We start from the raw sequence: 23,381 nt of genomic DNA on the forward strand, positions 1-23,381 counted from the left end.
TGGCTATCACAGTAATCGGTAGAACCTTTATCCCGGCGCGCTACAATCGCGCCTAATTTTCGACTCAAAAGGGAAACATCATGACCAAACATTATGACTACCTCGCCATTGGCGGCGGCAGCGGCGGTATCGCCTCGATTAACCGTGCGGCAATGTATGGGCAGAAATGCGCACTGATTGAGGCGAAGGATCTGGGTGGCACCTGTGTGAACGTCGGCTGCGTACCTAAAAAAGTGATGTGGCATGCGGCGCAGATCGCCGAAGCGATCCACAACTACGGCCCGGACTACGGCTTTGATACTACGCTGAACCACTTCGACTGGGACAAGCTGATCGCCAGCCGCACCGCCTATATCGACCGTATTCATACCTCTTACGACAACGTACTGGGTAAGAATAAAGTGGACGTGATCCGCGGCTTTGCGAAGTTCGTTGATGCCCACACCGTGGAAGTTAACGGCGAAACCATCACCGCAGACCATATTCTGATCGCCACCGGCGGCCGCCCAAGCCACCCGAACATCCCTGGCGCTGAGTACGGCATCGACTCAGACGGCTTCTTCGAGCTGCCGGGCCTGCCAAAACGCGTGGCGGTTGTTGGTGCGGGCTACATCGCGGTGGAAATCGCGGGCGTGATTAACGCTCTGGGTTCAGAAACGCACCTGTTCGTGCGCAAACATGCGCCGCTGCGCACCTTCGACCCGCTGATCGTTGAAACGCTGCTGGAAGTCATCGAAGCAGAAGGCCCAACCCTGCACACCAACGCGATTCCGAAAGCGGTTGTGAAAAATGCAGACGGCAGCCTGACGCTTGAGCTGGAAGATGGCCGGGCGGAAACCGTCGACACCCTGATTTGGGCGATCGGCCGCGAACCGGCTAACGACAACTTCAACCTGCAGGTAACCGGCGTTGAGCTGGACGCTAAAGGCTACATCAAGGTAGATAAGTTCCAGAACACCAACGTGCCGGGGATTTATGCCGTGGGCGATAACACCGGTGCGGTTGAGCTGACCCCGGTGGCGGTTGCCGCCGGTCGCCGCCTGTCCGAGCGCCTGTTTAACAACAAGCCGGACGAGCATCTGGACTACAGCAACGTGCCGACCGTGGTGTTCAGCCACCCACCAATCGGCACCGTGGGCCTGACCGAACCGCAGGCGCGCGAGCAGTACGGCGACGATAACGTGAAGGTCTACAAATCCTCCTTCACCGCCATGTACACCGCCGTGACCTCTCACCGCCAGCCGTGCCGCATGAAGCTGGTCTGTGCTGGCCCGGACGAGAAAATCGTCGGGATCCACGGCATCGGCTTCGGCATGGATGAAATCCTGCAGGGCTTCGCCGTGGCGCTGAAAATGGGCGCGACCAAGAAAGACTTCGACAACACCGTGGCGATCCACCCAACCGCAGCGGAAGAGTTTGTCACCATGCGTTAATTCCCCCAGGGAGACGCCTAAAAGGTCAGAGATCGCTCTGGCCTTTTTTATATCTGTGGAAAAACATCCAGCCATGATATTTATCTCTGCATAAACTGATGTCAAAAATAATGTACAAAGTGGAGATATATTATGGGCTGGGAAATGCATATCACCAGGACGGAACATGCATGGGATGGGGAGAGTAATCCTATTCTTGCAGAAGAATGGATTCAGTATGTAAATAACGATCCTGAGCTCAGTTTCTCTCCCATGAATGGACCCTATCATGTCATCTGGCGAGGGAATGAAATTAACTGGCTGGACTGGCATACAGGGAATATTTCTGCAAAATCGCCTGCTCAGGCATTGTATTGCAAAATGCTGGATATCGCCGCCGCGCTCAATGCAAAAGTCCGGGACGATGACGGCAACTTATACTTATCGCCCGATGATTTACTTAATCCATCATGGGCAAAGAAAGAAGTATCACCGTCATTTCTAAAGAAAATCATTACTTACTTCAGAAAATAAATAGCGCAGTCTTGCCTCTACGGATTACCAATAAAAAAGCCGCACCAGCGGCTTTTTACACGCGCTCATTATGGCTAAACCAGCCCCTTTCTTAGCAGCCCTTCCAGCACCTTCAGCGGGGAATGCTGCGGGTTCTGCATGGCGTCCACCGGCAACAAAAACGTCTGCTCCAGCATAAACTGCCCGCCCATTGCGGCATGCGGCGTCTGGTCGGAGAAACAAATCCAGCTGCTGCCCGGAGGGAAATCGATGGCCACCTGAGGCCCCCGCTTTTGATAATCCGCATCGGCCTTCATCGCGTCGTGCATCTGCAGCATCAGGTGGTCGTAATGGCTGCGGCGGCTTTTGGTGATGCCGACGGCGTTCTGCAGCCAGCTGCTTACCGGGGAATAGCTTTTCAGGCGCGGCAGGAAGCGCTCGGCCAGCGTCGGGAAGGCTTCACCCACACGCCAGCTGCGGCTTTCACCGGCCGGATTAATGTTGGTGAAAATACGCAAAATACGCTCGCCATAGTTGGGCCGGGACGGGAACGCGTCCACGTGCAGGCGGCTGTCGTCTTTACGCCAGGAAGTGTTCTGCGTCCACTGCTTAACGGGGTGCAGGCGCAGGCTGTTGGTCGGCGAATGTAGCACCTGCTGGTATTCCGGCAGAAGAGTGGCAATCAGCTGCAGGCAAGATTCGTAATGCCGTTTTAGCAGGGCGCGAACTTCTGGCTCCTGATCGGCTACAGCCACGCCGGTCAATTTATCCTTCAGGGGCTGATAGCTGATGTTTTTACGTTTCGGATCCACGACCGCTGGGTTAAGCAGCGCGGTTTCCTGTTCGGTCAGCGCAAACGCCAGCTGCGGCAGAAAAACAACTTTGCCCTGTTCCAGCTCGCTCACAGCCGATTCAGCAGCCGTATTGCCCCATTGAGAAAGCGGATGCGTCAGGGCTGCGGTATCAAGAGTGATGTTTAAATCTGACATATTGGTGTCCTTGCCACTGCTCCGGACAATGTCTTTAACAGATGAATTTCCGGAACATTTTATTTTTTGAAAGACGAATAGAAGCTCGCCGCCGGAAGACAGCGAATGCATACCTGAAAGGGATTCGAACGAGTATAGTAAGAATGTAAATTAAAGGTTAAACAAAAGCTAAACATCGCCTTAGGCGCTAAATTAAAACGCACAAAATCATAAAATAACGCTAAGTGAATATTGCACTGGCCCACTGATATTATTCGCTATTCGCCACGGCTAAATAAACAATGGCCCGCTAAGCAGGCCATTGTTTATTTCCACTCGCTGCGCAATAGCGCATAAGCATATTCATCCCCCCACTCACCTTTAAAGAAAATATTCTTGTGAAAGTGTGCTTCCCGACGAAAACCCAGCTTTTCCAGCAGGCCAGCGGCGGCGTCATTCCTGGCATCAACCGTCGCCACCAGGCGATGCTTGTTGAAGGTGGTGAACAACAGATCAATCGCGCCGCGCAAAGCTTCAAAAGCAAAGCCCTGACGCTGATGCCTCTCATCAAAGGTCATGCCCAACTCTGCCTGCTGGCCTTCATCGAAGAAGTGAACGGCCACGTCACCCAATAAACGCTGGTCTTCGCTGCGCACCACCGCAATCTGAAACCAGCTTTCATCGGTATTAAAGTCCAGCGACGCCTGCTGGGAATAAAACGCCTCGGCATCGGCATCGCTGTAGCCATCCCAGCTCTGGTAGCGAGCAACTTCCGGCTGGTTACGGTATTCAATAAAAGCAGGCAAATCGGCACGAGTAAACTTGCGCAGCGTCAGGCGCGGGGTGGTCAGTAACGGCTCCATAAGTCATTCCTGGTCAAAGTGTCTGGGTATAGTGTCGGCATGCAGGGTAGCAGCTTTACGTTTTTTCGATATTACGCCGAGTGCTCAGCGGCGCGGTGGCACGCATTATGTAAAAAAGAGAATGAAATGAATATGCTACGAGCAGCAGAGCTTCCGTCGCCAAATAATTATTAGTTCGCTTACATATTTAAATTCACCAAGCACGACTTAAGCTAAATTTTCTCAATAAATACATATGAATAGTTATGATATATCCTTGTAACAAAAAGCTACAATTTTAATTTTCTTTAAAATCAAACGATTCACCGCTCAAATATTCACCAGTAGAAAATAATCTTTCCCCTGTCAAGCAACGGTCCATAAAATAGCTCCCGTTTTGCCTGGCAAGACAAACTAATAATAATTTTCAACAACATAATTTATCGCGCAACAATAACCCTTTACGGCCCTTAACCTGTCCGTACAGGTTTATTTTTTGCAACACCAAACCAATGTGATAGAAAACAGAACGATACATCATGCACAAGCAAAAATACCTGCCTGTAGCCGCCGCATTGCTGTTTAGCCCGGCGCTGCTCGCTTCTACCAGCTTTAATTTTTCACCCGATGCAGTTAGCACGAATATTTCCACCAGCGTTTTAAACGGAGAATCTAAAGAGCTCGTTTATAATCAAGGCGATGGCAGTAAATTAAGTGAACTGAAATGGAAAATCAAAAATACCCCTATTATTAAAGGAGGTATTAGCTGGGACGCACAGCGCTACATCACCCTCAATGCTAACGGCTGGACAACCTTCGCCTCTCGCGGCTCGCATATGTCCGACTATGACTGGCAAACGCCTGGCCAGAGCCACTGGAGCGACAAATCTACCCACCCGGATACCAGCCTGAATTATGCCAACCAGTTCGATTTCAACCTTACCGGCTGGCTGCTGAAGGAGCCAACATACAATCTCGGCGTGGTAACCGGCTACCAGGAAACTCGCTATAGCTGGACGGCGAGAGGCGGCTCATACAATTATTTCAACGGTGCACTTATCGGTGAATTCCCCGCCGGGAAACCAGGAATTGGGTATAGTCAGAAATTCAGCGTGCCGTATATTGGGCTGACCAGTAGCTACCGCTATCAGGACTTTGATATTGCAGGGCAATTTAAATTCAGCCCGCTGGTTAATGCTCAGGATAATGACGAGCACTATATGCGTCAGCTGAGCTTTAGCGAGAAAAGTAGTCATTCCAATTATTATGCCGCAACCGTCTCCGCCGGTTATTACGTTACGCCAAATACCCGACTGTACACGGAATTAACGTGGACGCGTTTTTCCGAAGCAAAAGCTTCAACAAAAACCCGTAATAATAATACCGGGGAAACCTGGTCTCAGGGCAGCGGTTCCGCGGGCCTGAGTAACGACAGCTATACCTACGGCGTCGGGATTCAGTATCGCTTCTAAAGGGTTTTGCATATCAAGTTGAGGAAACTCAGCCCGGATTGTGTGATTTTCACCAGCCGGGCTGAGAGATGTTCTTATGCTTGAATAGCAGAGAAAGTGCTGTATTGTTAATGCCCCCACCACAGTAATCATCAATAAAAAACATACCCTCAATATATCTTTATAAGATTTCCATTTTCTTCCAGCCTGTAGACACTGCCATTAACAGTGAGCTCTAACCCCGTATTTTTACTGTAGTCAACAATGAAAACCACATCCTTATCAATGCAGTTAACTTTTGTTTTCATATCATCGAAACAGAGTCGGTCATACTTCCCCTCTTCTTTATAGCCCTCACCGAAAAGCCAAATCGTAATAGTGTAGCCACTGTAGGATTCAGGCCCTGGAATATCATACTTCGCTTTCAGCATCTCTTGATTTTCCAGCCACCAGTTTATTTTACCTCTACTCGTCAAAGGGAAATTTTTAACTAAAACATCGCTATAGGTATTTCTCTGATGCACGGCGACAATCTCCACCGGGCGAAGTGACTCCCATAGCAGGTAACCTGCTAACACACAGCTCACAAAAACTAGCAAGGAAACTGCTTTCTTATTTTTGAATGTCATTGCGCCCCCCGGTAATTTCAATGGTAGCGATCACATTGAACATCAAAAAAACAAAACATCTCAATCTATCTTTTTAATACTTCCATTTCCTTCCAGCCTATAAATGCCATCATCAAACGTGAACGTAAGCCCTCTATTTTTACTGTTACTGATTCTAAAAACTGAATCTTTATCAATGCAGTTGATTTTTGTTTTCATATCATCGAAACAGAGTCGGTCATACTTCCCTTCTTCTTTATAGCCCTCACCGAAAATCCAAAAAATAATCGTGTAGCCACCGTAAGATGCAGGCCTTGGAATATCATATCTGGCTTTCAGCATATCCTTGTTTTCCAGCCACCAGTTTATTTTTCCTTTTTTCGTAAAAGGGAAGTTTTTAACCAGAACACTGCTATAGGTATTTCTCTGATGAACAGCGACAATCTCCACCGGACGAAATGACTGCCATAGCAGGTAACCCGCCAACACACAGCCCACCCCAAGTAACATAAAACGTGTTTTCTTATTTTTGAATGTCATTGCGCCCCCCGGTAATTTCAATAGTAGCTTGCATATTGGTCATAAAGGGTTTAAAGGCAAACTCGCTGTATCGCTGAAGGACAAACCAGATCCTGAAAAACCGGAACTGGTTAAATTTCACCTTTGAAATGTCCTCATCATCCAGCCCAAAGTGGTCCTGGACTTTATAATGCACAACGGCACGATAGCGCTCTTTACCAACTACCAGAGACTTAATCGTGATATGAGTTGCCCAGGTATCGTGCACGGTGATGCCCAGCCCGTTAAAGTTATCCTGGAAGCGGTCAAATTTTGGTAGTCGTCCCAACATAATCGCGTCAGTTAGCTGCCCCAGCTTCTCTGCAGGATAACTGCCTCTATCCCAGTCAATATAGCTACTGAAAGCTTCTTGCAAACGGAGTCTTGTACTGTTTTCAGACGAACTATCACTTAAAATATGTGCCTTCAACGCGCTATCCAGTAATGGATGGCAGAACGATTTGTCGCTATTTTTCTGCATATGGGAAATCATCAGCTTAATCAGCACGTTGTAAGGGGGGTGGCACGCAAACGGACGGGATAGGTGCCGAAACTCATCAAAAAGGACCTCTGCGCACTCCCTCTGGGTCAGTTTATCACCTTCCCCTCGGGATCCGTGGAACATTGACTGCGGCTGGCTGAAGGGGCTGATTGCCGTCAACGTGTAAGGGTTCACTCTGGTGGAAATATCCACCAAATGAAACCGCGCCCTCAAAACGATGTCAGACAGATCGCCGCATTTCATATCGCTGGCGGTATAGTCATCCATCTTTTTCTGGGTTTTGAATATCTTACAGGGGAACTGAAGTGCCGGCATAAAGACCTTCCTGGTATATTATTAACGAGGCTCATCTTGAGCGTCGCTTATGATAAGCAGCAAATACATGTGGCGCGTCATATTTTTTATATTTGCAGTAAAACTTAGACCTCAGTCATTATTTTCACTCACAACATAAAACAAAATTACTTTATTTATCTTTATGCATTCATCTAATTAATATATTGAATGAAATTTTTATAAAAATATTATTGTATTAACGGATAAAATTCTCCCCCAGGTGTCTGTCACGGCACAGACCCTCTTTCGTATCTGTGCTATAACTCAGCCGCTTATTTTCAGGGAGATGACCATGCGACAAAGAGTGATTGCCTGTCCGATTATCCAGAACCAGGGCCAATATTTGCTGTGCAAAATGCCACAAGATCGCGGGGTGTTTCCCGGCCAGTGGGCGCTCTCCGGCGGCGGCATTGAGCCGGGTGAAACCATGGCAGAAGGGCTACGGCGTGAGATCCGGGAAGAGTTGGGTGAAGCGCTGATTATCTCGCACATTGAGCCGTGGACCTTCCGAGATGACGTGCGGGTGAAAACCTACGCCGACGGCAGCCAGGAGCAGGTGTACATGATTTACCTGATGTTCGACTGCATCAGCGAAAACCGCGAGATAACCCTTAACGACGAATTTGAGCAGTACGCGTGGGTCAGCCCACAGGATCTGGCGAGCTACGATCTGAATGAAGCCACCGCCGCGACGTTCCGTGATAAAGGGCTGCTGTAATGCATTGGGCTGCCCGAAGACTGCCCGGCACGACTAGCGCATCGCGTTGTATATCGCCTGCTGAATTTTGACGGTCTGCTCATCCACCGGCTCTGTCTCCAGCCCCTGCGCAGTTGCATCTTCATAGCGCTGCTTCTGCGCCGCCAGGCGCAGCTGAGCGCGCTCGACTTCCTCCTTCTGGCGCTGTACTGCCGGGGCTGAGCTGCAGAAGCTGGCGAGGAATTGCTTTCGCAGCGAAGTCAGCTTTTGCCCTTTCTTCATCCCTAACTCGGTGGAGCCAATCAGCCTGCGGCAGGGCCGGGTTTCGTCCATTTGCGGGCGGTATTGCAGCAAAATGGTCAGCACATCGCGGTCATCCGCCGCCAGCGCCTGCTCGGCAAAATAGACTTTCCAGTTCATCCCGCCCTGCATAAACAGGCGCACAATACGCGCGTCATTACGGTTAATCGCCGCCCGCAGGTTATTTTCGTCCCAGGTGATGCCCATATTGGCAAGCATATCCCGCGGGCTGTTGGATTCCGGCCGCTCTTTCTGCTGCACCGGCGTACTCACTATTGGCGGAGCCGCCGTCACCTCAGGTTTTGAAGTGGCATCACTTAACAGATAGAGACCAATCACCGCCACTGCCACCACCACAATCCCTACCGATGCCCACAGCGCGGTGGAGATCATGTCGGTAGTATCATGCTGTTTTTTGGCCGTGCGCGGGTCATAACGCTCGATGGATTCTCTGATCTCTGCCGGATCGCCGCCCTGGGCCGCATGATTTTTACGCGCCTGTTCAAGGTAGCTTTGCAGTGCCGCATCATCCGCGTCCAGCAGCGAGGAGGGATTCACTTTAGTGCGGCCTTCGCTAAAGGCTTTTTGTACCGGGCCGCTGATTTCACCGAAATAGCTATCCAGCAAAGCCACCTGCACGCTCGTCAGCGGCTGCTTGTGCATCAGGTCGTTGCGGATTTGACGGGTGCCATCGAGGAAGATTTGCAGGGTTTTACGTTGGTCGATAAGAAAACCCAGCTGAGGCGAGTTTTGGTAAACTTTAGCGTAGTGATGGGCAAACTCTTTCTTATCCACCAGCATCAGCGCCAGCTCGCTGAACTTCATGCCGCTCAGCACATCGCCCCGCTCGCCTCGCTTCAGCCAGCGGCGAACTTTGTCAGCCCCAAACTGGCTTTTTAGCTGATTAACCAGCTCCGCCTGGTTTTCCCACGCCTGATTGACCAGGCCTTTCAGCATCAGTTCAATGGCGCGCATCTGCTGCTGGGCGCCTTTCTGTAGCCCGTCAACGTCGGAGGAAAGCTCGGTGGAGTAGCCCAGCAAGGGCTGTTTGAAGCGCACATGCTCCAGATAACTGGTGAAGCGCAAGGCGGCGAGGAGCTGGTTCTGGCTAACCTCCTGCCCGCTTTCATACTGCGGCACCAGCTGCTGCAAATGGCGCAGCAACAGCGTGAATTGTGAAATCTCAGAGTCGTTAAGGTTCAGCCGCTTTGCCACCGCTCCCCAACTGCCCAGCGCCATACGGGCCTGCTCCAGCTGCTGGAAAAACCACTGCGGATCTTTGCCTTCGGCGGCACGAATATTCAATAGCGGCAGGATCTGAAGTGAAGCCTGCCGAATAATCCCCAGACACGTCTCAAAGTGCTCCCGCATCTGCAATGTTGCGCTGCTCATGATAGTCCTTTGTCGATGTCCGGCCTTATGTTGCCGAACGCAGAAAAAACGGCTTTTTTCCGCCCCAGGCGGCTATTTTTTTATGGTTATTAATGCCAAGGCCAAACTTCGCCATTACAGCCGAGTGTAAAGCAACCCGCCGGGAATCAATGGCGATAAAAAGAGCGATTTTGTCAGGTATTTTCTAGCGCTTGCTCGGCGATTTCACCCACTCTCTTTAGCGCCGCCTCGGTGACGGCATCGAGAGGCAAAGCATAGTTAAGACGCAGGCAATTGCGATATTTTCCGGAAGCAGAAAAGAGTGACCCACTGGCGACGTATATTTTCTCTTCCCGTAGCAGGAGGTTAAAACGTTCCACATCAACGTTTTCCGGCAGCTCAATCCAAAGCAGAAAACCGCCTTGCGGTCGGCTAACGCAAATGCCACAGGGGAAGTACTGCCTCACGCGGCAGGAAAAGTGATCGAGATTCCGCTGGTATTGTTGCCTCATACGTCTCAGGTGGCGGTGATAGTGGCCTTCGCGGATAAACCCGGCAATCGCATGTTGAGTAAAGACCGATGTGCTGCCGGTGCCGATATACTTCATGTGCAGGACGCGGTCGAGATAGCGGCCGGGAACAATCCAGCCAATACGCAGGCCCGGTGCCAGTGTTTTAGAAAATGAGCCGCAGAGTAAAACACAATCACCGACGTCCAGAGATTTAATTGTCATCGGGCGTGGGTACTCGAAGGTAAGCTCGCCGTAAACGTCATCTTCGATAATGGCAATGTCGTAGCGTTTCGCCAGGCTGAGTACGGCCTTTTTACGCGCGTCTGGCATAATAAACCCCTGAGGGTTATTGCAGTTCGGCACCAGAAAAATCGCTTTAATCGGCCACTGTTCCAGCACCAGCTCCAGCGCCTCCAGGCTCATCCCGGTCACTGAGTCGGTTGGGATCTCCACCACTTTCAGGCCATAGCCGCGCAGCATCTGCATGGTGCCGTGGAATGACGGTGACTCAACCGCCACAATATCCCCCGGTTCACAGACCGCTCGAATGGCGATCGACAGCGCTTCGTGGCAACCGTTGGTCACCACAATATCGTCAGCGTTCACCACACAGTTACTGTCCAGCAACAGACGAGCAATTTGTTCACGCAGCACTTTGGTGCCCTGAATTTCGTCATAACCCAGTACTTCAGCGGCCTGGTGCTGGCTCAATCTGCCCATCTCCCGCAATAGCGGCTTGACGGTCGATTGCGTGAAATCAGGTGCTCCACTGAAAAATCCCGGCGCTTCGCCGCTGTAGCGGAGATTAATCATCTCCAGCACTTCACTCCATTGCTTAACTTCCACGGGCCAACGCGCGGGACGCGAAAGGCGTGGAAGCGGCGGCACGGCTTTGCGCGGCGAAACAAAGTAGCCGGAACGTGGCTGAGGGGAAATCAGCTGCTGGTCCTCCAGGACGTGATACGCCTGTTGCACGGTGCTGATACTGACACCGTGTTCGCTGCTCAGGCTCCGCACCGAGGGCAGACGCTCCCCGCTTTGGTATAGCCCCTGCTCAATACGCTCAGCCAGCAGCGTGGCAAGATGTTGGTAACGCGTCATGCTGTATCCTCACCGGAAACCATACAGAAGGAAAAACCGATACAGAATGGCGCAATAAATACCATTCAGCTCCTGTTTTAGTCCTTCTGTATGTTAAAGAAAAGTAATTTTTGAATCTGTCTGCTTTTTCCCGCTGGCCCCATGATAACCCCAGGCAAACCGCGAGGAGTCACAGCATGGGCTTTGAAGAGAACCACCATCGCAGACCGTTTTATGGACTGGTGATGCTTTACCAGTATTTTCGCCGCAGCCGCCAGCGCCGCCAGGCTTTGCGGGCGCTGCGCGAGCTGAGTCCGGAACAACTCAGGGATATGGGGCTGACGAGGGATGATTTATCGCGCTGGGATTAACGCTTAAGCGGTGCCACACGCTGGCACCGCTTTTTATTTGCTGCTATCAAAAGGAGGATAAGACAACAACAACGATACTCAGGAGCCGTATGAACATCACCGACCTGCCTTTTACTACCACCGACTGGGCAACTCTCCCCCCTACCGAACATCCCGGCATTACCGGCAAAGCGTTCTGGCGCACTCAGCGGTTTGGGCCGATCCGCGTGCGTATGGTGGAATACACCGCCGGCTATCTGGCCGATCACTGGTGCCAAAAAGGGCACGTTTTGCTGTGCCTGCAGGGCGAACTGCAAACTGAGCTGGAAGATGGCCGCCAGTTTACGTTAACCCCGGGTATGAGTTACCAGGTGGCCGACGGCGCCGAGCCTCACCGTTCCTCAACGGCATCAGGTGCCGTCCTGTTTATTGTGGATTAACGCCATGCCGACGCTTTTAACGCCACGCCTGGCGCTCAGCCAAATCACCGAAGCCGACTGGCCACTTTTCCGCTACCTGCAGCAGCAGCCGGACGTCATGCGCTACGTGGCCGATAACCGACCGGAGACAGAGATCCGCCAGGCTTTTGACGCCCGTCTTCCCGACTGGCAGCAGGGCAGCCGCCACTGGCTCTGTATGGTGATGCGCCACCGCAAAACCGGCGTGCCAATTGGCGTCACCGGCTTCATTCTGCGTGAGGACGATATCGCGGAAGTCGGATTTTTACTCGACCCGTCGTTTCACGGCCAGGGCTACGGGTATGAATCGCTGTACGAGGTGTGCGCCTTTGCATTTGCGGAGGTAGGCATCCGCAAGCTTGTGGCCACGGTCACCGCCGGAAATTTTCCGTCGAAGAAAGTGCTGGAGAAAGTCGGGTTTCAGCCGGAAGGAACGCTGCGGGAGAACTACTGGCTGAACGAACGCTGGCAGGATGACTGGATTTTTGGCCTGCTGGCCCGGGAGTTCAGATAAAACACGGGCCGCACAAGGCGGCCCATACTGCGTGATTCAAGACTTAGTTGTAGATTTCAGCCACGCCGTACATTTTGTTATCACCGCCGGCGGAAACAATGCGGATAGACTTCGCGCCTGCCTGCTCGGCTTTCTGCTGCAGCTGGTGTTGCAGGCTGTCGAGGTTAGACGCGCCGCTGACCGATACGGTGCCCATTTTCTGGCTGACAGCTGGCTGAGTTTCCGCAGCGAAGCCGGAGAAGGAAGCAGCGAGAGTCATAACTACGGCAAAATATTTGATGCTTTTCATGATGGTTACCTTTGCATTTTGTTTAGTTGGAAGGCTGACTGCCTTCGATGAGATAAGAATAGCGCCGCCGTGCTTTGTTTGTTAGCGGAACAATTCGCTTATCTCTTTCAAAAAAACTGAAAACAAAGTAACTCTATTAAAAGCGGCGCCGGCAAAGCCCGGGCACCGCCGGGTAGTCACCAATTCCAGCGCACGCCGACATTGCCGGTCACTACGCGCTGACGCTCGCCGCCAAAGTTAGTCAGGTAGCCCGTCGTGGCATAAAGGCTGCCGTTCTGGCTAACCTGTGCCACCAGTCCCGCGCCAATCTGCCCGGCCGTTTGCCCGACATTGCTGGCGATCGTTGTGCTGCTATCGAAAGCTGTTTCATCATCCTGGCCGAATGACCGCAGTACGTTAGCGCGCAGATAAGGCTTCCAGCTCACGCCGCTCGCCTCAAACGCCCACTGCAGCCGGGCCCCAACCCGCCCCTGCCAGGTATTACCCTTGTTCCAGCGAACATCGGAGACGCCGTCATTCAGCGAATCCAGGGAGGTCCTTTGCCAGACCAGCTGTGCCTGAGGTTCAAGCGTCACCCCTTCGCCGAGGGAAACGGGCAGCCCCGTCTCAACAGAGCCGGTCACCGCCTTGCCGCTGGAAGAAGCATTCACCTCGTTGACCGAGTTAGTCGTCAGCCGCAGCGCACTACCCATCAATACTGCGTCCGTATACCAGCCGGAGGCTGCAACCCGTGTCCAGTAGCCGCCGTAGGTGTAGTTATTCAGCTGTAGTTTACCAACGCGCATGCCCTGTTTTGCCAGCGCAAAGCCGTCGACATCCCCGGTCGCTCTGGAGAATCCGAACAGGATACCGAAGTGATGCGTCGCCCCGCTATCTTCAGTGGCGGTATACAAATCCTGCCCCAGCTGGAGCCCCCACAATGTGCCGTTGAAGGACGGGTTCACCTCTCCACTTTGATGAATATCCGCGTGGCTGCCCCAGCTTCTGGCCCAGAAAGCTGACGCTTTGTTATTACCGCTCAGCAAACTCTGCTCGCCCTGACGATCGTGGAAGGTGTCGATCTGCTGCAGGTTAAGCTGGCGGGCAACGGCTGGCGCTTCGGCATACAGCGCAACCTCTGGCCGGTAAACGTTCAGCGTCTCGTCACCGTGAGAGGCATCCACGATGGACTCAGGCGTTTCTTCCGCCGGAGTGACCGACGTTATCGAGTCCGGCACAACCGTGTTGCGCAGATACCAGCTCCCGCCGCTGCCGTCAGAGACGCCGCCTTTGGCGAGATAATAGGAATATGCTCCGGCGCTGACGGTGCCCCCCGAGAGACTGAAGGCATTCACCGTGCTGGTCGCGCCGTTAGTGGCCTGAACGACCTGAATACCATCGGACAGAGTTTGCGCCCCGGCGCCGCCGATATTGGTGACTTTCAGCGTGCTGTTGCCCGAAGCGCTGCCGCCGCTAAGGATAAGCTTGTCAGACGCGGCTCCATCGCCTGCCAGCACCGTATTCAGCGCAATCACGCCATTCTGGCCGCTGTAGTTGCCCGCGACGGTCAGGCTGTTCCCCACCCCGCTGCCACCGAGCTGCACAAGCCCCGCGTTGGTCAGATTGCCGTTGATCTGGAAATTGCCCTGTGGGCCAGCGGAGAGAAGCGGTAGCGCATTGGCCACTGCCAGCGTGCCGCTGTTCGTCACGTCTCCGTTTACCGTGCCGTAGCCACCCAGCGTGGCGCCTGCGGCGACCTTTGCTCCGCCTGCCGCTGCCGCAGAAGCTTGAGGACTGTCACCCACGACCAGCGTACCCGCATTAATTGCCGTGCCGCCCGCATAGCTATTAAGGCCGTTGAGCACCAGCGTCCCGCTGCCCAGTTTGGTTAACGCCCCGGCCCCCGTAATGCCCTGCCCGACAACGGAGGTGAACCCCTGAGTATCGAACGTCCCATTACTGACGGTGACTGATACCGCCCGGGATGACGCAAGATCGAACGAACTGCCGAGCTGAAGCGTGCCCCCGTTAAAGATAAGCCCACCAGCAGCCGCACCGAGCGCACTGTCTGCGGCGGCCTGCAGCGTGCCGCCGCTCAGCGTCGTTCCACCGCTGTAGCTGTTAGTGCCCGTCACCTGCAGCAGGCCGCTGCCGCTTTTCTCAACGGCTCCGCTGCCGGTCATCGCCCCGGAATAGCTGCCGTCGCTGTTTTGCAGGAAACGCACCAGCCCGTCGTTAGTGACCGACAGCGGCAGGTTGGCTGAGTTCGCCTGCAGCGTCGCGCCGTTGCTGACCGAGGCCGTCACTGAAGCGAGGCTGGTGCCGAGCGTGCCGGTAAGATCCAGCGTACCGCTCTGCACCAGGGCAGTGGTAAACGCGCCGGAACCCGCCCAGGTCCAGTCGCTGCCGGTCATGGTCAGCGTCTGGAAGTTGGTGAAGGCATTGGAGGCCGTTCCCGATCCTTCCAGCGTCACGCTGTTGTTTCCCCGTCCGCCGTCCGCCAGGCCAACAATTTGTGAGCCGGTCTGGAGGATCAGCGAAATGCTGCCGTTGCCGCTCAGGATTGCCGTGCCGCTTCCCCCCTGAATCAACCCGGCGTTGGTGATGGTGATGTTGCCGTTAGTTGAGCGAATACCGATCCCGTTATTGCTGACGATCTGCCCGCCGGCCAGGTTATTGATCGTGGTGTTAAAGCTGCTGCCGAGCGTATTGGCCACCACTCCGTCCACGCTGCCGCTGGAGGACGCGGTTCCCGTGGTCTGAATCAGGCCGCTGTTATTTAGCGTGGCGTTGTTGCCCTGCAAAAACACCGTGGGTGCGTCCCGCCCGGACGTGGTCAGCGTCCCGCTGTTGTTCACCGTGCCGCTGCCGCCCAGCAGCGAAATAGCCCTGGCGTTATTCCCCGACGTCGAGACCGTCCCGGTATTCGTGATGGTATTCCCCGCCGCCCCTGGATTGCTTTGCCCCCAGGCCGCGGTCATGCCGTATGAATTGCTGCCGCTGGTGGTGATGGTGCCGTTGTTGATCAGCGTGTTGTTATTGCCGTTGGCCGCCATACCGTCGTTATAGGCCCCGGTAGTGGTCAGCGTGCCCGTCACGCCGTTGGTCAGCGTGTTACCGTTGTTCACGCCAAGCAGCAGCGCCCCACGGTTCGCCACGCCAGTACCGTTCCCAGACAGAGTGAGCGCCCCACCGTTAGTAATCGTGCTGCCGCTGTCCACCGAAAACGGCGTCGCCTGAGCGGGCAGCGAATAGCTTCCAGCGGTGGTTGAGTCGAGGTTAATCGTGACGTTATTGCTGCCGGTGGTGGCTACCACTGGCGGAATACCCGAGCCGCTACAGGTCACGGTGTCTCCGCTATTCGGCGCTGGCGACGAACAGGCGGCAATGGCGGAAAAGGGGAGCGCACCGGTTAAACCGGCCAGACAGACAGGAACCAGAGTCAAAGCCTTATTTTTCATGTTTACTCTCGCAGCAAGAAAGATAAACAACAGGTGGGCGTTCCCTGCGGCCTCGCGGTGAGACGGGCAAATTGTCCAGTGGTGGGTCTGGGGCAGAAGAAATCTACACCCGGCACTTAACTATAGAGCCAGGTGTGGATTTAAGAGGCTGATGAGGCGGATTTTATCGGCTTATTTCACCGAAAAGAGAGCGCGGTCAGAATTCCGTGTGGGAAAAACCGGTCATTTCGGTCAGTTCCATCTCGCGACCCAGGGCGGTCATCGGGTGGACAATAACAAGGCCACGCACGCTTTTCTTGAGCTTGCCCATATCTGCCTGCTCTTTTTTGGTAATCGCACGCTTGTACGGCAGCGCTACCAGCTTCTGCGCTTCTTTGCTCAGCTTCTGGTTACGCACCGCCTGCAGGCGAGCGATTTCGATTTCCAGCTTCTGCCGCTCTTTTTCCAGCTCGGCATATTTTTCCGCTTCGTTGATCAGGTGCAGGCCTGGCATTTCGTGGCGGATAGCGTCCAGACGGTCGCTAAGGCGTTTAATTTCTGCTTTTTCGATTTCTTTCATTTTGACTTACCGTGAATAAAGATGGCTTGCTGGCAAGGATACACGATCCTGAGGGACAGGGCGAAAGGCGGCTATTTTTGGAAGGCTTTTTTTAAGCTGATCCTTGAGATCAGCTCTGTCAGAGAAAGTACCATCGTGGACCGGACTATTTGCATGTAGCGCTGACGCTGCATCGCCAGCAGTTCAGGATCGCTGCCGTCCACGAAGGTCGGCGTCGGCGGCAGCGCCGTCACGCAGTGCAGTTCGCCAAACGGGCCAAGCATTTCATCATCGGTGAAGCTGTATTCGTTGCCGTCGTGGTTCAGCTCTTCCCGGAGCGCCATGAGCAGCTCGCAGTCTTCGTACTCGGCGCGATTTAGCACGCCCAGCCCGTAGATAAGCTTCAGGCGTACCGAAAGGTCGCCCAGCGGGCCGTCGCCGTCCAGCAGTGGCTCAACCGCATATTTCACCGCGTAGTCGTCCTTGCGGAACACCTGCAGCACCAGGATATTCACCGCTTCGGTTAACAGCTCGACGGCAGCAATCAGCAGGCTTCGTACGGTTTTGCCGGCATTCAGTCGCTCAAGCACGCGGTTTTCAAAGGCCTGGGTTTCTTCCATTTTTGCCTGCATCACTAAACATGTTTCAGGCGCGGTATCCACCGCGCCTGCATAGGGTTACGCTATGGCGTTATACGCCTTCACCGCCTCAGTCACGGCTTCGCTGTTTACATCCAGACCGGACACTTCCGCCAGCGCCGCCTGTGGGCCTTTATCTGCCAGTAGCTGCTTCAGCTCCTGCGCCTGCGGGTCCTGCTCGCTGTGGTAGTGCATTGCCGCCGCAATCCCTTTAATCAGGTTAGCGTGAGGCAAACCGTACTCAATCGTCCCCAGCAGCGGCTTAACCAGGCGGTCACCCGCGCTGAGTTTACGCAGTGGCTGGCGGCCAACGCGTTCCACGTCATCCTTCAGATACGGATTTTCGAAACGACCGAGGATTTTCTTGATGTACGCGGCATGTTTGTCGGCTTCAAAGCCGTAGCGCTTAATCAGCACCGCACCGCTCTCTTCCATCGCCCCTTTCACTACGGCGCGCACTTTCTCATCAAGAATGGCATCGCGGATAGTCTGGTGCCCGGCCAGCTGACCGAGGTACGCGGTTATAGCATGCCCGGTATTCAGCGTGAAGAGCTTGCGCTCGACAAACGCCATAAGATTATCAGTAAGTTCCATGCCAGGAATGTTCGGCAGGTCACCTTTAAACTGGGTTTTATCGACAATCCACTCGCTAAAGGTCTCCACGGTCACTTCCAGCGGATCGTTAGTGGCGGATTCAGACGGCGGAACGATGCGGTCAACCGCAGAATCAACAAAACCAACGTGCTGGTCTACCCACGCCCACGCTTCAGCAGACAGCGCTTTCTTGACGTGCTCTTTCAGCTGGCTGGTGCCACGCACCATGTTTTCACAGGCGATGATGTTCAGCGGCGTTTCGTTGCCGTTCGCGCGGCGCAGCTCCAGGCCTTTGGCAAGCGTTGGCGCGATGCGCTCCAGCACAACCGGGCCGACGGCGGTGGTGATCAGATCAACCTGAGCGATAAGGGCCACAACGTCGTCGCCGATGCTGCTGACGGCATTCACGTTGGAGACGGTATCAATCTGCTGCTGCTCGCCGACTACGTGAACCTGGTAGCTGTGACGCGCGTTCAGGGCATCCAGAACCACCTGGTTTACGTCGGCAAAAGTCAGCTGCAGACCGGCGTCCGCCAGCAGTTTACCGATAAAGCCACGACCGATATTACCTGCACCAAAATGTAATGCTTTCATTGCGTTAACCTTCCTGATTATTTCACCCGTGAGGGCTGGGGTAAGGATACTGTATGCGAATCCCCTCACCCTAGCCCTCTCCCCAAAGGGGAGAGGGGGTAATGCTTTGCACCTGCTGCCCCTCCGGGGCGAGGGGCAGGGTCTTATTTCTTACCGGCCAGCAAATCCAGTACTTCCTGGACGCTGGTGGTGTGCGCCAGGCGCTCAATCACCGACTCATCATCCAGCGCGTTGGTCAGGCTGGTGATGACCTGGATGTGTTCGTTATTGCGGGCTGCAATACCGATCACCAGGCGGGCCACGTCTTCCGGCTCTTCACCGAAGTGAACGCCTTCCGGGTACTGGCAGAACACCACGCCGGTTTTCAGCACGCGGTCTTTTGCTTCCACGGTGCCGTGAGGAACCGCGATACCTTCACCTAGGTAGGTCGGGGTCAGTTTCTCGCGCTCAAACATCGCGTCCACGTATTCCGGCTGCACGTAGCCGCCGTTCACCAGCTGTTCACCAGCGAAGCGAATCGCTTCTTCTTTGTTGCTGGCTTTCAGGCCGAGGAACACGTTACCCGCGCCCAGCTTGAACACCGCGTCTTCGCTGGAAACAAAGCTGTCTTCCAGGCTGTGCATGACTTTTTCTTCTTTCTGACTCAGATTCTGGGAAGCCACCAGACGCTCAACGAGGTTGGCGTACAGGCTGCTGTCGAGGAAGTTGGTCAGGGAGATATGCTGCGCCTGCGGCACCTGGCGCATCGCACGCTCGGTCAGGTCGCGGTGGGTAATCACCAGGTCAACGTCGTCCGGCAGGCTGTTGATCGCGCAGTTGGTCACGGAGATATTTTTCAGGCCAGCGTCGTTCACTTTCTTACGCAACACGCCTGCGCCCATGGCGCTGGAGCCCATCCCTGCGTCGCAGGCAACGATGATTTTACGCACGTGGCTCAGGTCGTTAGACAGGCCAGCACCTACCGCCAGCGGCGCTGCGCCACCTTTGGATTCGGCTTTCATTTCCTGCATACGGCGAGCCGCAGCTTCGATGTCGTCTTCTTCTTTCACTTTGCTGGTTTTCAGCAGGATGGCGGAGACCACGAAGGAGACAACCATTGCCGCACAGATAGCCGCGATGTTAGCGAAGTACGCGCCTTTCGGCGTCATTGCCAGTACCGCCAGGATAGAACCAGGGGAAGCCGGAGACACCAGGCCGCCGTTCAGCACGGTCAGGGTGAACACGCCGGTCATACCGCCGAGGATAACGGCCAGGATCAGACGTGGGTTCATCAGCACGTACGGGAAGTAAATTTCGTGGATACCGCCCAGGAAGTGGATGATTGCCGCGCCGCCCGCAGACTGCTTAGCGTTACCGCGCCCGAAGAACATATACGCCAGCAGAACACCCATACCCGGACCCGGGTTCGCTTCAATCAGGAAGAAGATGGATTTGCCCAGCTCGTGGGACTGCTGAATACCCAGCGGCGAGAAGATACCGTGGTTGATGGCGTTGTTCAGGAACAGGATTTTAGCTGGTTCTACAAAGATAGACGCCAGCGGCAGCATGTCGTGCACAACCATGAAGTTAACGCCTGCCGCCAGAACTTTGGACAGGACTTCAACCGCCGGGCCGATGCCGAGGAATGCCAGAATCGCCAGGATCATCCCGATGATACCGGCAGAGAAGTTGTTCACCAGCATTTCAAAGCCGGATTTGATTTTACCGTCGACCCATTTGTCGAAGTGCTTGATTGCCCAGCCGCCCAGAGGACCCGCAATCATTGCGCCGAGGAACATTGGCATATCTGCCCCGACGATAACGCCCATGGTAGTAATCGCACCCACCACGCCGCCGCGGTCACCGCCAATCAGGCGACCACCGGTAAAGCCGATCAGCAGCGGCAGCAGGTAAGTAATCATCGGGCCTACCAGCTTCGCCAGCGTTTCGTTTGGCAACCATCCGGTAGGAATAAATAAGGCCGTGATAATACCCCAGGCGATAAACGCCCCGATATTTGGCATAACCATATTGCTGAGGAAACGACCAAAGCTTTGCACTTTGATCTTGATATCGGATGACATACACATACCCCTTGTTGGTGTTCCGCGCTGAAAAGCAGCCCGAGGTTTATTGTTAACGTAGCGGCAGGGTCGCCGGCCTTATGCAGTAAAGTGACGCGAATCTGGCACTGAATCGTTAATCTGTCCAGCAACCGCCCAATTATGTGATTTAGATCACTAATACTCAGGGATCCACCTTCCACATTGAGTGATGGCGATCACATAATTGCAGTGTAAAAAAAGTACACCGTAGAATTTTTAACCCTGACTGACCTTTTAATGTGACTAAAATCACATTTTGCTATGACGTCTTTGTTATTCATTTGTGATCTGCTTCACAAAGTATTTTGGGGCAGATTAATCCTAATGTGATCCAGTTAAAATCTGGGCGTTGACAACAAACGGCGGGCAAGAAAGGGATGAAAGTAAATTACAGCGAAGCGGCTGGCAGAAAGCGCGACGTTGAATGCCGCGCTGGAATGAAAAGTTAGTTATCTAAGTCCGCGACAATGCCGCGCGCCTGAGCAAACAGCTGCTGGTAATGGGCGTCGCTGTCGCCAATCCCCTCTTCCACGCCAATGGTGTTATAGAGGAACTCAATTTTTGCATCTTCCACGCCCAGATACCCCATTGAGCCGTGAATATAATCGGCCATGTTTTTTTCCCAGCCATATTTCACAAACCCGGCCTGTGAGCCGCCGACCAGCGCCACCCAGCGGATTTTCTTATTGCCCAGCGTGCTGCCTGGCCCGTAGCCCAGGCCGAAGTTCCACACGCGATCCAGATAGCCTTTGAGCATGGCCGGGAAGCTGTACCACCACACCGGGAACACCACGACCACGGTGTCTTTGTCTGCCAGTTCGCCAAACAAGCGATGAACTTCCGGGGAATACTGTTTCTGCGGGTTGTTCCAGTCCGGCTCATCTTCCATGCCCAGCGCCGGGTTAAAGCCGCTGCGGTACAGATCGAGGGAGGAGACGTTAATGCCGCGTTCGGCCGCCTCGCCCTGAATTTCCTGCACCACCTGCGCGGTTAGCGACTCGCTGCGCGGGTGCGCCCAAACAATATACATATTCTCTGATTTCATGGAGTTATCTCAGCCAGTGGGGATGTGCGTTCACTTTACGACCGCTGGATAATTCTGTAAAACGTAGTATTTGAGATGGGTTAATGAAGGATTTTCACTAATGGCGTTGAATTTTACCGACTTCGCGACCTTTATCGCCGTGGCGCGGCACAAAAGCTTTCGCGCCGCCGGGGACGAGCTGGGGCTGTCTCCTTCGGCGATCAGCCACGGCATCAAACAGCTCGAGCAGCGCCTGAAAATTCGGCTGTTCAACCGCACCACCCGCAGCGTCTCGCTGACTGAGGCTGGCAACAACCTCTACGAGCGCCTGCGCCCGGCCTGCGACGAGATTCATACTATTCTCGATGAGGTGAACTCGTTTCGGGACACGCCGATGGGCACCCTCAAAATCAACAGTTCGCGGCTGGCATCGCGCCTTGTGCTGATGCCGCTGGTCGCCGGGTTTACCGCCCGCTATCCCGACATCAAAGTCGAAGTGACCACCGACGACAGGCTGGTGGACATCGTGAAGCAGGAGTACGACGCCGGGATACGGCTGAGCACCACGGTGGAAAAAGACATGATTGCCGTTCCCATCGGCCCAAAAGCGAGGATTTGCGTCGTCGCCACGCCGGAATACCTGGCGCAAAACCCTGCGCCAATGCACCCTCGCGAGCTGGTTAATCACTGCAGCGTCATCTTTCGTTTTCACAGCGGCCGCCCCTATTGCTGGGAGTTTTACGGGCCGGAGGGCAAGCTGGAAGTGACGCCGTGCGGCAACATCATCGTGGACGATCTCGACTCTGAGCTGGGAGCGGTGCTGTGTGGCGCAGGCATCGGCTATCTCTATCAGCAGCAGGTAGAAGAACACCTGGCAAGCGGCAGGTTGGTTTCAATGCTCGAAGACTGGCTGCCTGCGCTGCCGCCGTTCCAGTTCTATTACCCAAATCGGCAATACATGCCCAGCGCGCTGCGTGCCTTTGTCGATTATATAAAAGCGCCGCAAGCGTAGACTTTTTCACCAATGTTGGGTATCTGTTTCATACTTACCTCAAGTTGGCAAAAACGGATAATGTCATGAAACTGATCGGTAATTACACCAGCCCCTACGTGCGAAAGATCTCGGTCATCCTGCTTGAAAAAGGCCTCAGTTTTGAATTTATTAACGTCAACCCGTGGGTTGGCGACAGCCCGGCTCCGCAGTACAACCCGCTAGGCAAAGTCCCTACGCTTATCACTGATGAAGGCGAGCGCTGGTTTGATTCGCCGATAATCGCCCAATACCTTGAGCTGCTAAACATTGCGCCAGAGCTCATTCCGCACGACCCAAAAGCGGCGCTGAAAGTGCGCCAGCTTGAGGCGCTTTCCGACGGCATTCTGGACGCGGCGTTAACGTCGGTGCGTGAGAAACTGCGCCCGGCGGAACAGCAGTCTGAAGAAGTCCTGATTCGCCAGCGAGAGAAGATTGGCCGCGCCCTCGACCTGCTGGAAGAATACGCCGCCGACGGCACCCTGGCCGCCGAGCCGCTCGATCTGGCCAGTATTTCCGCGGCCTGCGCAGTGGGCTATCTTAATTTCCGCCGCGTTTCACCGGGCTGGTGCGTGAATCGCCCTCACCTGGTCAAGCTGGTAGAACAGCTGTTCCAGCGCGAGAGTTTTGCCCGTACCGAACCGCCCGCGGCATGATCTGCGGCCAGGACAGGGGACG

23 protein-coding genes are annotated in these 23,381 nt (G+C 54.3%); 9 read left to right on the forward strand and 14 right to left on the reverse strand.

The genetic code is table 11. From position 1 onward, the window contains the following. The first annotated feature begins 80 nt into the window (after nt 1-80). Together gorA and F3J28_RS18595 are read left to right on the forward strand one after the other, a co-directional pair. Nucleotides 81-1,433 (forward strand): glutathione-disulfide reductase, encoded by a 1,353-nt coding sequence (gorA, locus tag F3J28_RS18590; protein ID WP_008458659.1) that lies wholly within the window; start codon nt 81-83, stop codon nt 1,431-1,433. Between the two features lie 132 nt (nt 1,434-1,565). Continuing rightward, on the forward strand, nt 1,566-1,946 hold the full coding sequence (locus F3J28_RS18595) for a hypothetical protein (RefSeq protein WP_166878604.1): 381 nt from the start codon (nt 1,566-1,568) through the stop codon (nt 1,944-1,946). A gap of 74 nt (nt 1,947-2,020) precedes the next feature. On the opposite strand, the gene kdoO is transcribed toward F3J28_RS18595, so the two are convergent. Together kdoO and F3J28_RS18605 are read right to left on the reverse strand one after the other, a co-directional pair. Continuing rightward, nucleotides 2,021-2,914 (reverse strand): Kdo hydroxylase KdoO, encoded by an 894-nt coding sequence (gene kdoO, locus F3J28_RS18600; protein ID WP_166878606.1) that lies wholly within the window; start codon nt 2,912-2,914, stop codon nt 2,021-2,023. A 305-nt stretch (nt 2,915-3,219) separates the two neighbouring features. Next, complete coding sequence (locus tag F3J28_RS18605; RefSeq protein ID WP_166878608.1) at nt 3,220-3,756, reverse strand: GNAT family N-acetyltransferase; 537 nt, start codon at nt 3,754-3,756, stop codon at nt 3,220-3,222. Between the two features lie 518 nt (nt 3,757-4,274). Here F3J28_RS18605 and F3J28_RS18610 point away from each other — a divergent pair. Further along, nucleotides 4,275-5,207 carry an omptin family outer membrane protease gene (locus tag F3J28_RS18610; RefSeq protein ID WP_166878611.1) on the forward strand — a complete coding sequence of 311 codons (933 nt, stop codon included), beginning with the start codon at nt 4,275-4,277 and terminating at the stop codon, nt 5,205-5,207. Between the two features lie 149 nt (nt 5,208-5,356). Here the strand turns inward: F3J28_RS18610 and F3J28_RS18615 are convergent, their stop codons facing one another. Genes F3J28_RS18615 through F3J28_RS18625 form a run of 3 tightly spaced genes read right to left on the reverse strand, consistent with a single transcriptional unit; the run spans nt 5,357 to nt 7,169 of the window. Continuing rightward, nucleotides 5,357-5,815, reverse strand: a complete 459-nt coding sequence (locus F3J28_RS18615) for a DUF943 family protein (RefSeq protein WP_166878614.1) — start codon at nt 5,813-5,815, stop codon at nt 5,357-5,359. 60 nt (nt 5,816-5,875) lie between these two features. Beyond that, a complete protein-coding gene (locus F3J28_RS18620) occupies nt 5,876-6,334 on the reverse strand; it encodes a DUF943 family protein (protein WP_166878616.1) in 459 nt (152 codons plus the stop codon). Then, entirely contained in the window at nt 6,318-7,169 is an 852-nt protein-coding gene (locus F3J28_RS18625; RefSeq protein ID WP_166878619.1) for a YPO3983 family protein, read from the reverse strand. Before F3J28_RS18625 ends, F3J28_RS18620 begins: the two co-directional genes overlap by 17 nt. 313 nt (nt 7,170-7,482) lie before the next feature. On the opposite strand from F3J28_RS18625, the gene nudI reads away from it, so the two are divergent. Beyond that, the gene (gene nudI, locus F3J28_RS18630; RefSeq protein WP_166878621.1) at nt 7,483-7,908 is read left to right on the forward strand and encodes a nucleoside triphosphatase NudI; all 426 of its coding nucleotides are present in this window, start codon (nt 7,483-7,485) and stop codon (nt 7,906-7,908) included. Between the two features lie 33 nt (nt 7,909-7,941). Here nudI and F3J28_RS18635 read toward each other — a convergent pair whose 3' ends face one another. Then, the gene (locus F3J28_RS18635; RefSeq protein WP_166878624.1) at nt 7,942-9,579 is read right to left on the reverse strand and encodes an STY4199 family HEPN domain-containing protein; all 1,638 of its coding nucleotides are present in this window, start codon (nt 9,577-9,579) and stop codon (nt 7,942-7,944) included. Between the two features lie 173 nt (nt 9,580-9,752). Continuing rightward, on the reverse strand, nt 9,753-11,171 hold the full coding sequence (locus F3J28_RS18640) for an aminotransferase-like domain-containing protein (protein ID WP_166878626.1): 1,419 nt from the start codon (nt 11,169-11,171) through the stop codon (nt 9,753-9,755). Nucleotides 11,172-11,347: 176 nt separating this feature from the next. Between F3J28_RS18640 and F3J28_RS18645 the strand changes: the two genes are divergently transcribed. The 3 genes from F3J28_RS18645 (at nt 11,348) to F3J28_RS18655 (ending at nt 12,472) form a co-directional block, all read left to right on the forward strand. Then, nucleotides 11,348-11,521, forward strand: coding sequence for a DUF1127 domain-containing protein (locus F3J28_RS18645; protein ID WP_166878629.1), 174 nt, complete (start codon nt 11,348-11,350; stop codon nt 11,519-11,521). A gap of 89 nt (nt 11,522-11,610) precedes the next feature. Beyond that, the gene (locus F3J28_RS18650) at nt 11,611-11,940 is read left to right on the forward strand and encodes a DHCW motif cupin fold protein (RefSeq protein ID WP_166878632.1); all 330 of its coding nucleotides are present in this window, start codon (nt 11,611-11,613) and stop codon (nt 11,938-11,940) included. 4 nt (nt 11,941-11,944) lie between these two features. Next, a complete protein-coding gene (locus F3J28_RS18655; protein WP_166878635.1) occupies nt 11,945-12,472 on the forward strand; it encodes a GNAT family N-acetyltransferase in 528 nt (175 codons plus the stop codon). 43 nt (nt 12,473-12,515) lie between these two features. On the opposite strand, the gene F3J28_RS18660 is transcribed toward F3J28_RS18655, so the two are convergent. The 7 genes from F3J28_RS18660 to F3J28_RS18690 form a co-directional block, all read right to left on the reverse strand. After that, on the reverse strand, nt 12,516-12,761 hold the full coding sequence (locus F3J28_RS18660) for a YdgH/BhsA/McbA family protein (RefSeq protein ID WP_008458685.1): 246 nt from the start codon (nt 12,759-12,761) through the stop codon (nt 12,516-12,518). Nucleotides 12,762-12,937: 176 nt separating this feature from the next. Then, on the reverse strand, nt 12,938-16,201 hold the full coding sequence (locus tag F3J28_RS18665) for an autotransporter family protein (RefSeq protein WP_205247245.1): 3,264 nt from the start codon (nt 16,199-16,201) through the stop codon (nt 12,938-12,940). 196 nt (nt 16,202-16,397) lie between these two features. After that, nucleotides 16,398-16,760 (reverse strand): YibL family ribosome-associated protein, encoded by a 363-nt coding sequence (locus F3J28_RS18670; RefSeq protein ID WP_166878639.1) that lies wholly within the window; start codon nt 16,758-16,760, stop codon nt 16,398-16,400. A gap of 71 nt (nt 16,761-16,831) precedes the next feature. Further along, the gene (gene mtlR, locus F3J28_RS18675) at nt 16,832-17,371 is read right to left on the reverse strand and encodes a mannitol operon repressor MtlR (RefSeq protein ID WP_008458691.1); all 540 of its coding nucleotides are present in this window, start codon (nt 17,369-17,371) and stop codon (nt 16,832-16,834) included. Between the two features lie 45 nt (nt 17,372-17,416). Continuing rightward, nucleotides 17,417-18,565, reverse strand: a complete 1,149-nt coding sequence (mtlD, locus tag F3J28_RS18680; RefSeq protein ID WP_166878641.1) for a mannitol-1-phosphate 5-dehydrogenase — start codon at nt 18,563-18,565, stop codon at nt 17,417-17,419. 143 nt (nt 18,566-18,708) lie between these two features. Continuing rightward, nucleotides 18,709-20,628, reverse strand: coding sequence for a PTS mannitol transporter subunit IICBA (locus F3J28_RS18685; protein ID WP_008458694.1), 1,920 nt, complete (start codon nt 20,626-20,628; stop codon nt 18,709-18,711). Nucleotides 20,629-21,094: 466 nt separating this feature from the next. Continuing rightward, complete coding sequence (locus F3J28_RS18690; protein WP_166878643.1) at nt 21,095-21,694, reverse strand: NAD(P)H oxidoreductase; 600 nt, start codon at nt 21,692-21,694, stop codon at nt 21,095-21,097. Nucleotides 21,695-21,794: 100 nt separating this feature from the next. Between F3J28_RS18690 and F3J28_RS18695 the strand changes: the two genes are divergently transcribed. Together F3J28_RS18695 and F3J28_RS18700 are read left to right on the forward strand one after the other, a co-directional pair. After that, a complete protein-coding gene (locus F3J28_RS18695) occupies nt 21,795-22,685 on the forward strand; it encodes a LysR family transcriptional regulator (RefSeq protein ID WP_166878646.1) in 891 nt (296 codons plus the stop codon). Nucleotides 22,686-22,750: 65 nt separating this feature from the next. Beyond that, nucleotides 22,751-23,359, forward strand: coding sequence for a glutathione S-transferase (locus tag F3J28_RS18700; RefSeq protein ID WP_166878649.1), 609 nt, complete (start codon nt 22,751-22,753; stop codon nt 23,357-23,359). The last annotated feature ends 22 nt before the right edge of the window (nt 23,360-23,381 follow it).

Origin of the sequence: Enterobacter sp. Ap-1006, from assembly GCF_011752835.1 — a bacterium.
Classification (GTDB): Bacteria; Pseudomonadota; Gammaproteobacteria; order Enterobacterales; family Enterobacteriaceae; genus Cedecea.

Bases quoted from the DNA above. Each gene is read 5' to 3' on its own strand.
- gorA (WP_008458659.1), top strand. From the start codon at position 81: ATGACCAAACATTATGACTACCTCGCCATTGGCGGCGGCAGCGGCGGT.
- F3J28_RS18595 (WP_166878604.1), top strand. From the start codon at position 1,566: ATGGGCTGGGAAATGCATATCACCAGGACGGAACATGCATGGGATGGG.
- kdoO (WP_166878606.1), bottom strand. From the start codon at position 2,914: ATGTCAGATTTAAACATCACTCTTGATACCGCAGCCCTGACGCATCCG.
- F3J28_RS18605 (WP_166878608.1), bottom strand. From the start codon at position 3,756: ATGGAGCCGTTACTGACCACCCCGCGCCTGACGCTGCGCAAGTTTACT.
- F3J28_RS18610 (WP_166878611.1), top strand. From the start codon at position 4,275: ATGCACAAGCAAAAATACCTGCCTGTAGCCGCCGCATTGCTGTTTAGC.
- F3J28_RS18615 (WP_166878614.1), bottom strand. From the start codon at position 5,815: ATGACATTCAAAAATAAGAAAGCAGTTTCCTTGCTAGTTTTTGTGAGC.
- F3J28_RS18620 (WP_166878616.1), bottom strand. From the start codon at position 6,334: ATGACATTCAAAAATAAGAAAACACGTTTTATGTTACTTGGGGTGGGC.
- F3J28_RS18625 (WP_166878619.1), bottom strand. From the start codon at position 7,169: ATGCCGGCACTTCAGTTCCCCTGTAAGATATTCAAAACCCAGAAAAAG.
- nudI (WP_166878621.1), top strand. From the start codon at position 7,483: ATGCGACAAAGAGTGATTGCCTGTCCGATTATCCAGAACCAGGGCCAA.
- F3J28_RS18635 (WP_166878624.1), bottom strand. From the start codon at position 9,579: ATGAGCAGCGCAACATTGCAGATGCGGGAGCACTTTGAGACGTGTCTG.
- F3J28_RS18640 (WP_166878626.1), bottom strand. From the start codon at position 11,171: ATGACGCGTTACCAACATCTTGCCACGCTGCTGGCTGAGCGTATTGAG.
- F3J28_RS18645 (WP_166878629.1), top strand. From the start codon at position 11,348: ATGGGCTTTGAAGAGAACCACCATCGCAGACCGTTTTATGGACTGGTG.
- F3J28_RS18650 (WP_166878632.1), top strand. From the start codon at position 11,611: ATGAACATCACCGACCTGCCTTTTACTACCACCGACTGGGCAACTCTC.
- F3J28_RS18655 (WP_166878635.1), top strand. From the start codon at position 11,945: ATGCCGACGCTTTTAACGCCACGCCTGGCGCTCAGCCAAATCACCGAA.
- F3J28_RS18660 (WP_008458685.1), bottom strand. From the start codon at position 12,761: ATGAAAAGCATCAAATATTTTGCCGTAGTTATGACTCTCGCTGCTTCC.
- F3J28_RS18665 (WP_205247245.1), bottom strand. From the start codon at position 16,201: ATGAAAAATAAGGCTTTGACTCTGGTTCCTGTCTGTCTGGCCGGTTTA.
- F3J28_RS18670 (WP_166878639.1), bottom strand. From the start codon at position 16,760: ATGAAAGAAATCGAAAAAGCAGAAATTAAACGCCTTAGCGACCGTCTG.
- mtlR (WP_008458691.1), bottom strand. From the start codon at position 17,371: ATGCAGGCAAAAATGGAAGAAACCCAGGCCTTTGAAAACCGCGTGCTT.
- mtlD (WP_166878641.1), bottom strand. From the start codon at position 18,565: ATGAAAGCATTACATTTTGGTGCAGGTAATATCGGTCGTGGCTTTATC.
- F3J28_RS18685 (WP_008458694.1), bottom strand. From the start codon at position 20,628: ATGTCATCCGATATCAAGATCAAAGTGCAAAGCTTTGGTCGTTTCCTC.
- F3J28_RS18690 (WP_166878643.1), bottom strand. From the start codon at position 21,694: ATGAAATCAGAGAATATGTATATTGTTTGGGCGCACCCGCGCAGCGAG.
- F3J28_RS18695 (WP_166878646.1), top strand. From the start codon at position 21,795: ATGGCGTTGAATTTTACCGACTTCGCGACCTTTATCGCCGTGGCGCGG.
- F3J28_RS18700 (WP_166878649.1), top strand. From the start codon at position 22,751: ATGAAACTGATCGGTAATTACACCAGCCCCTACGTGCGAAAGATCTCG.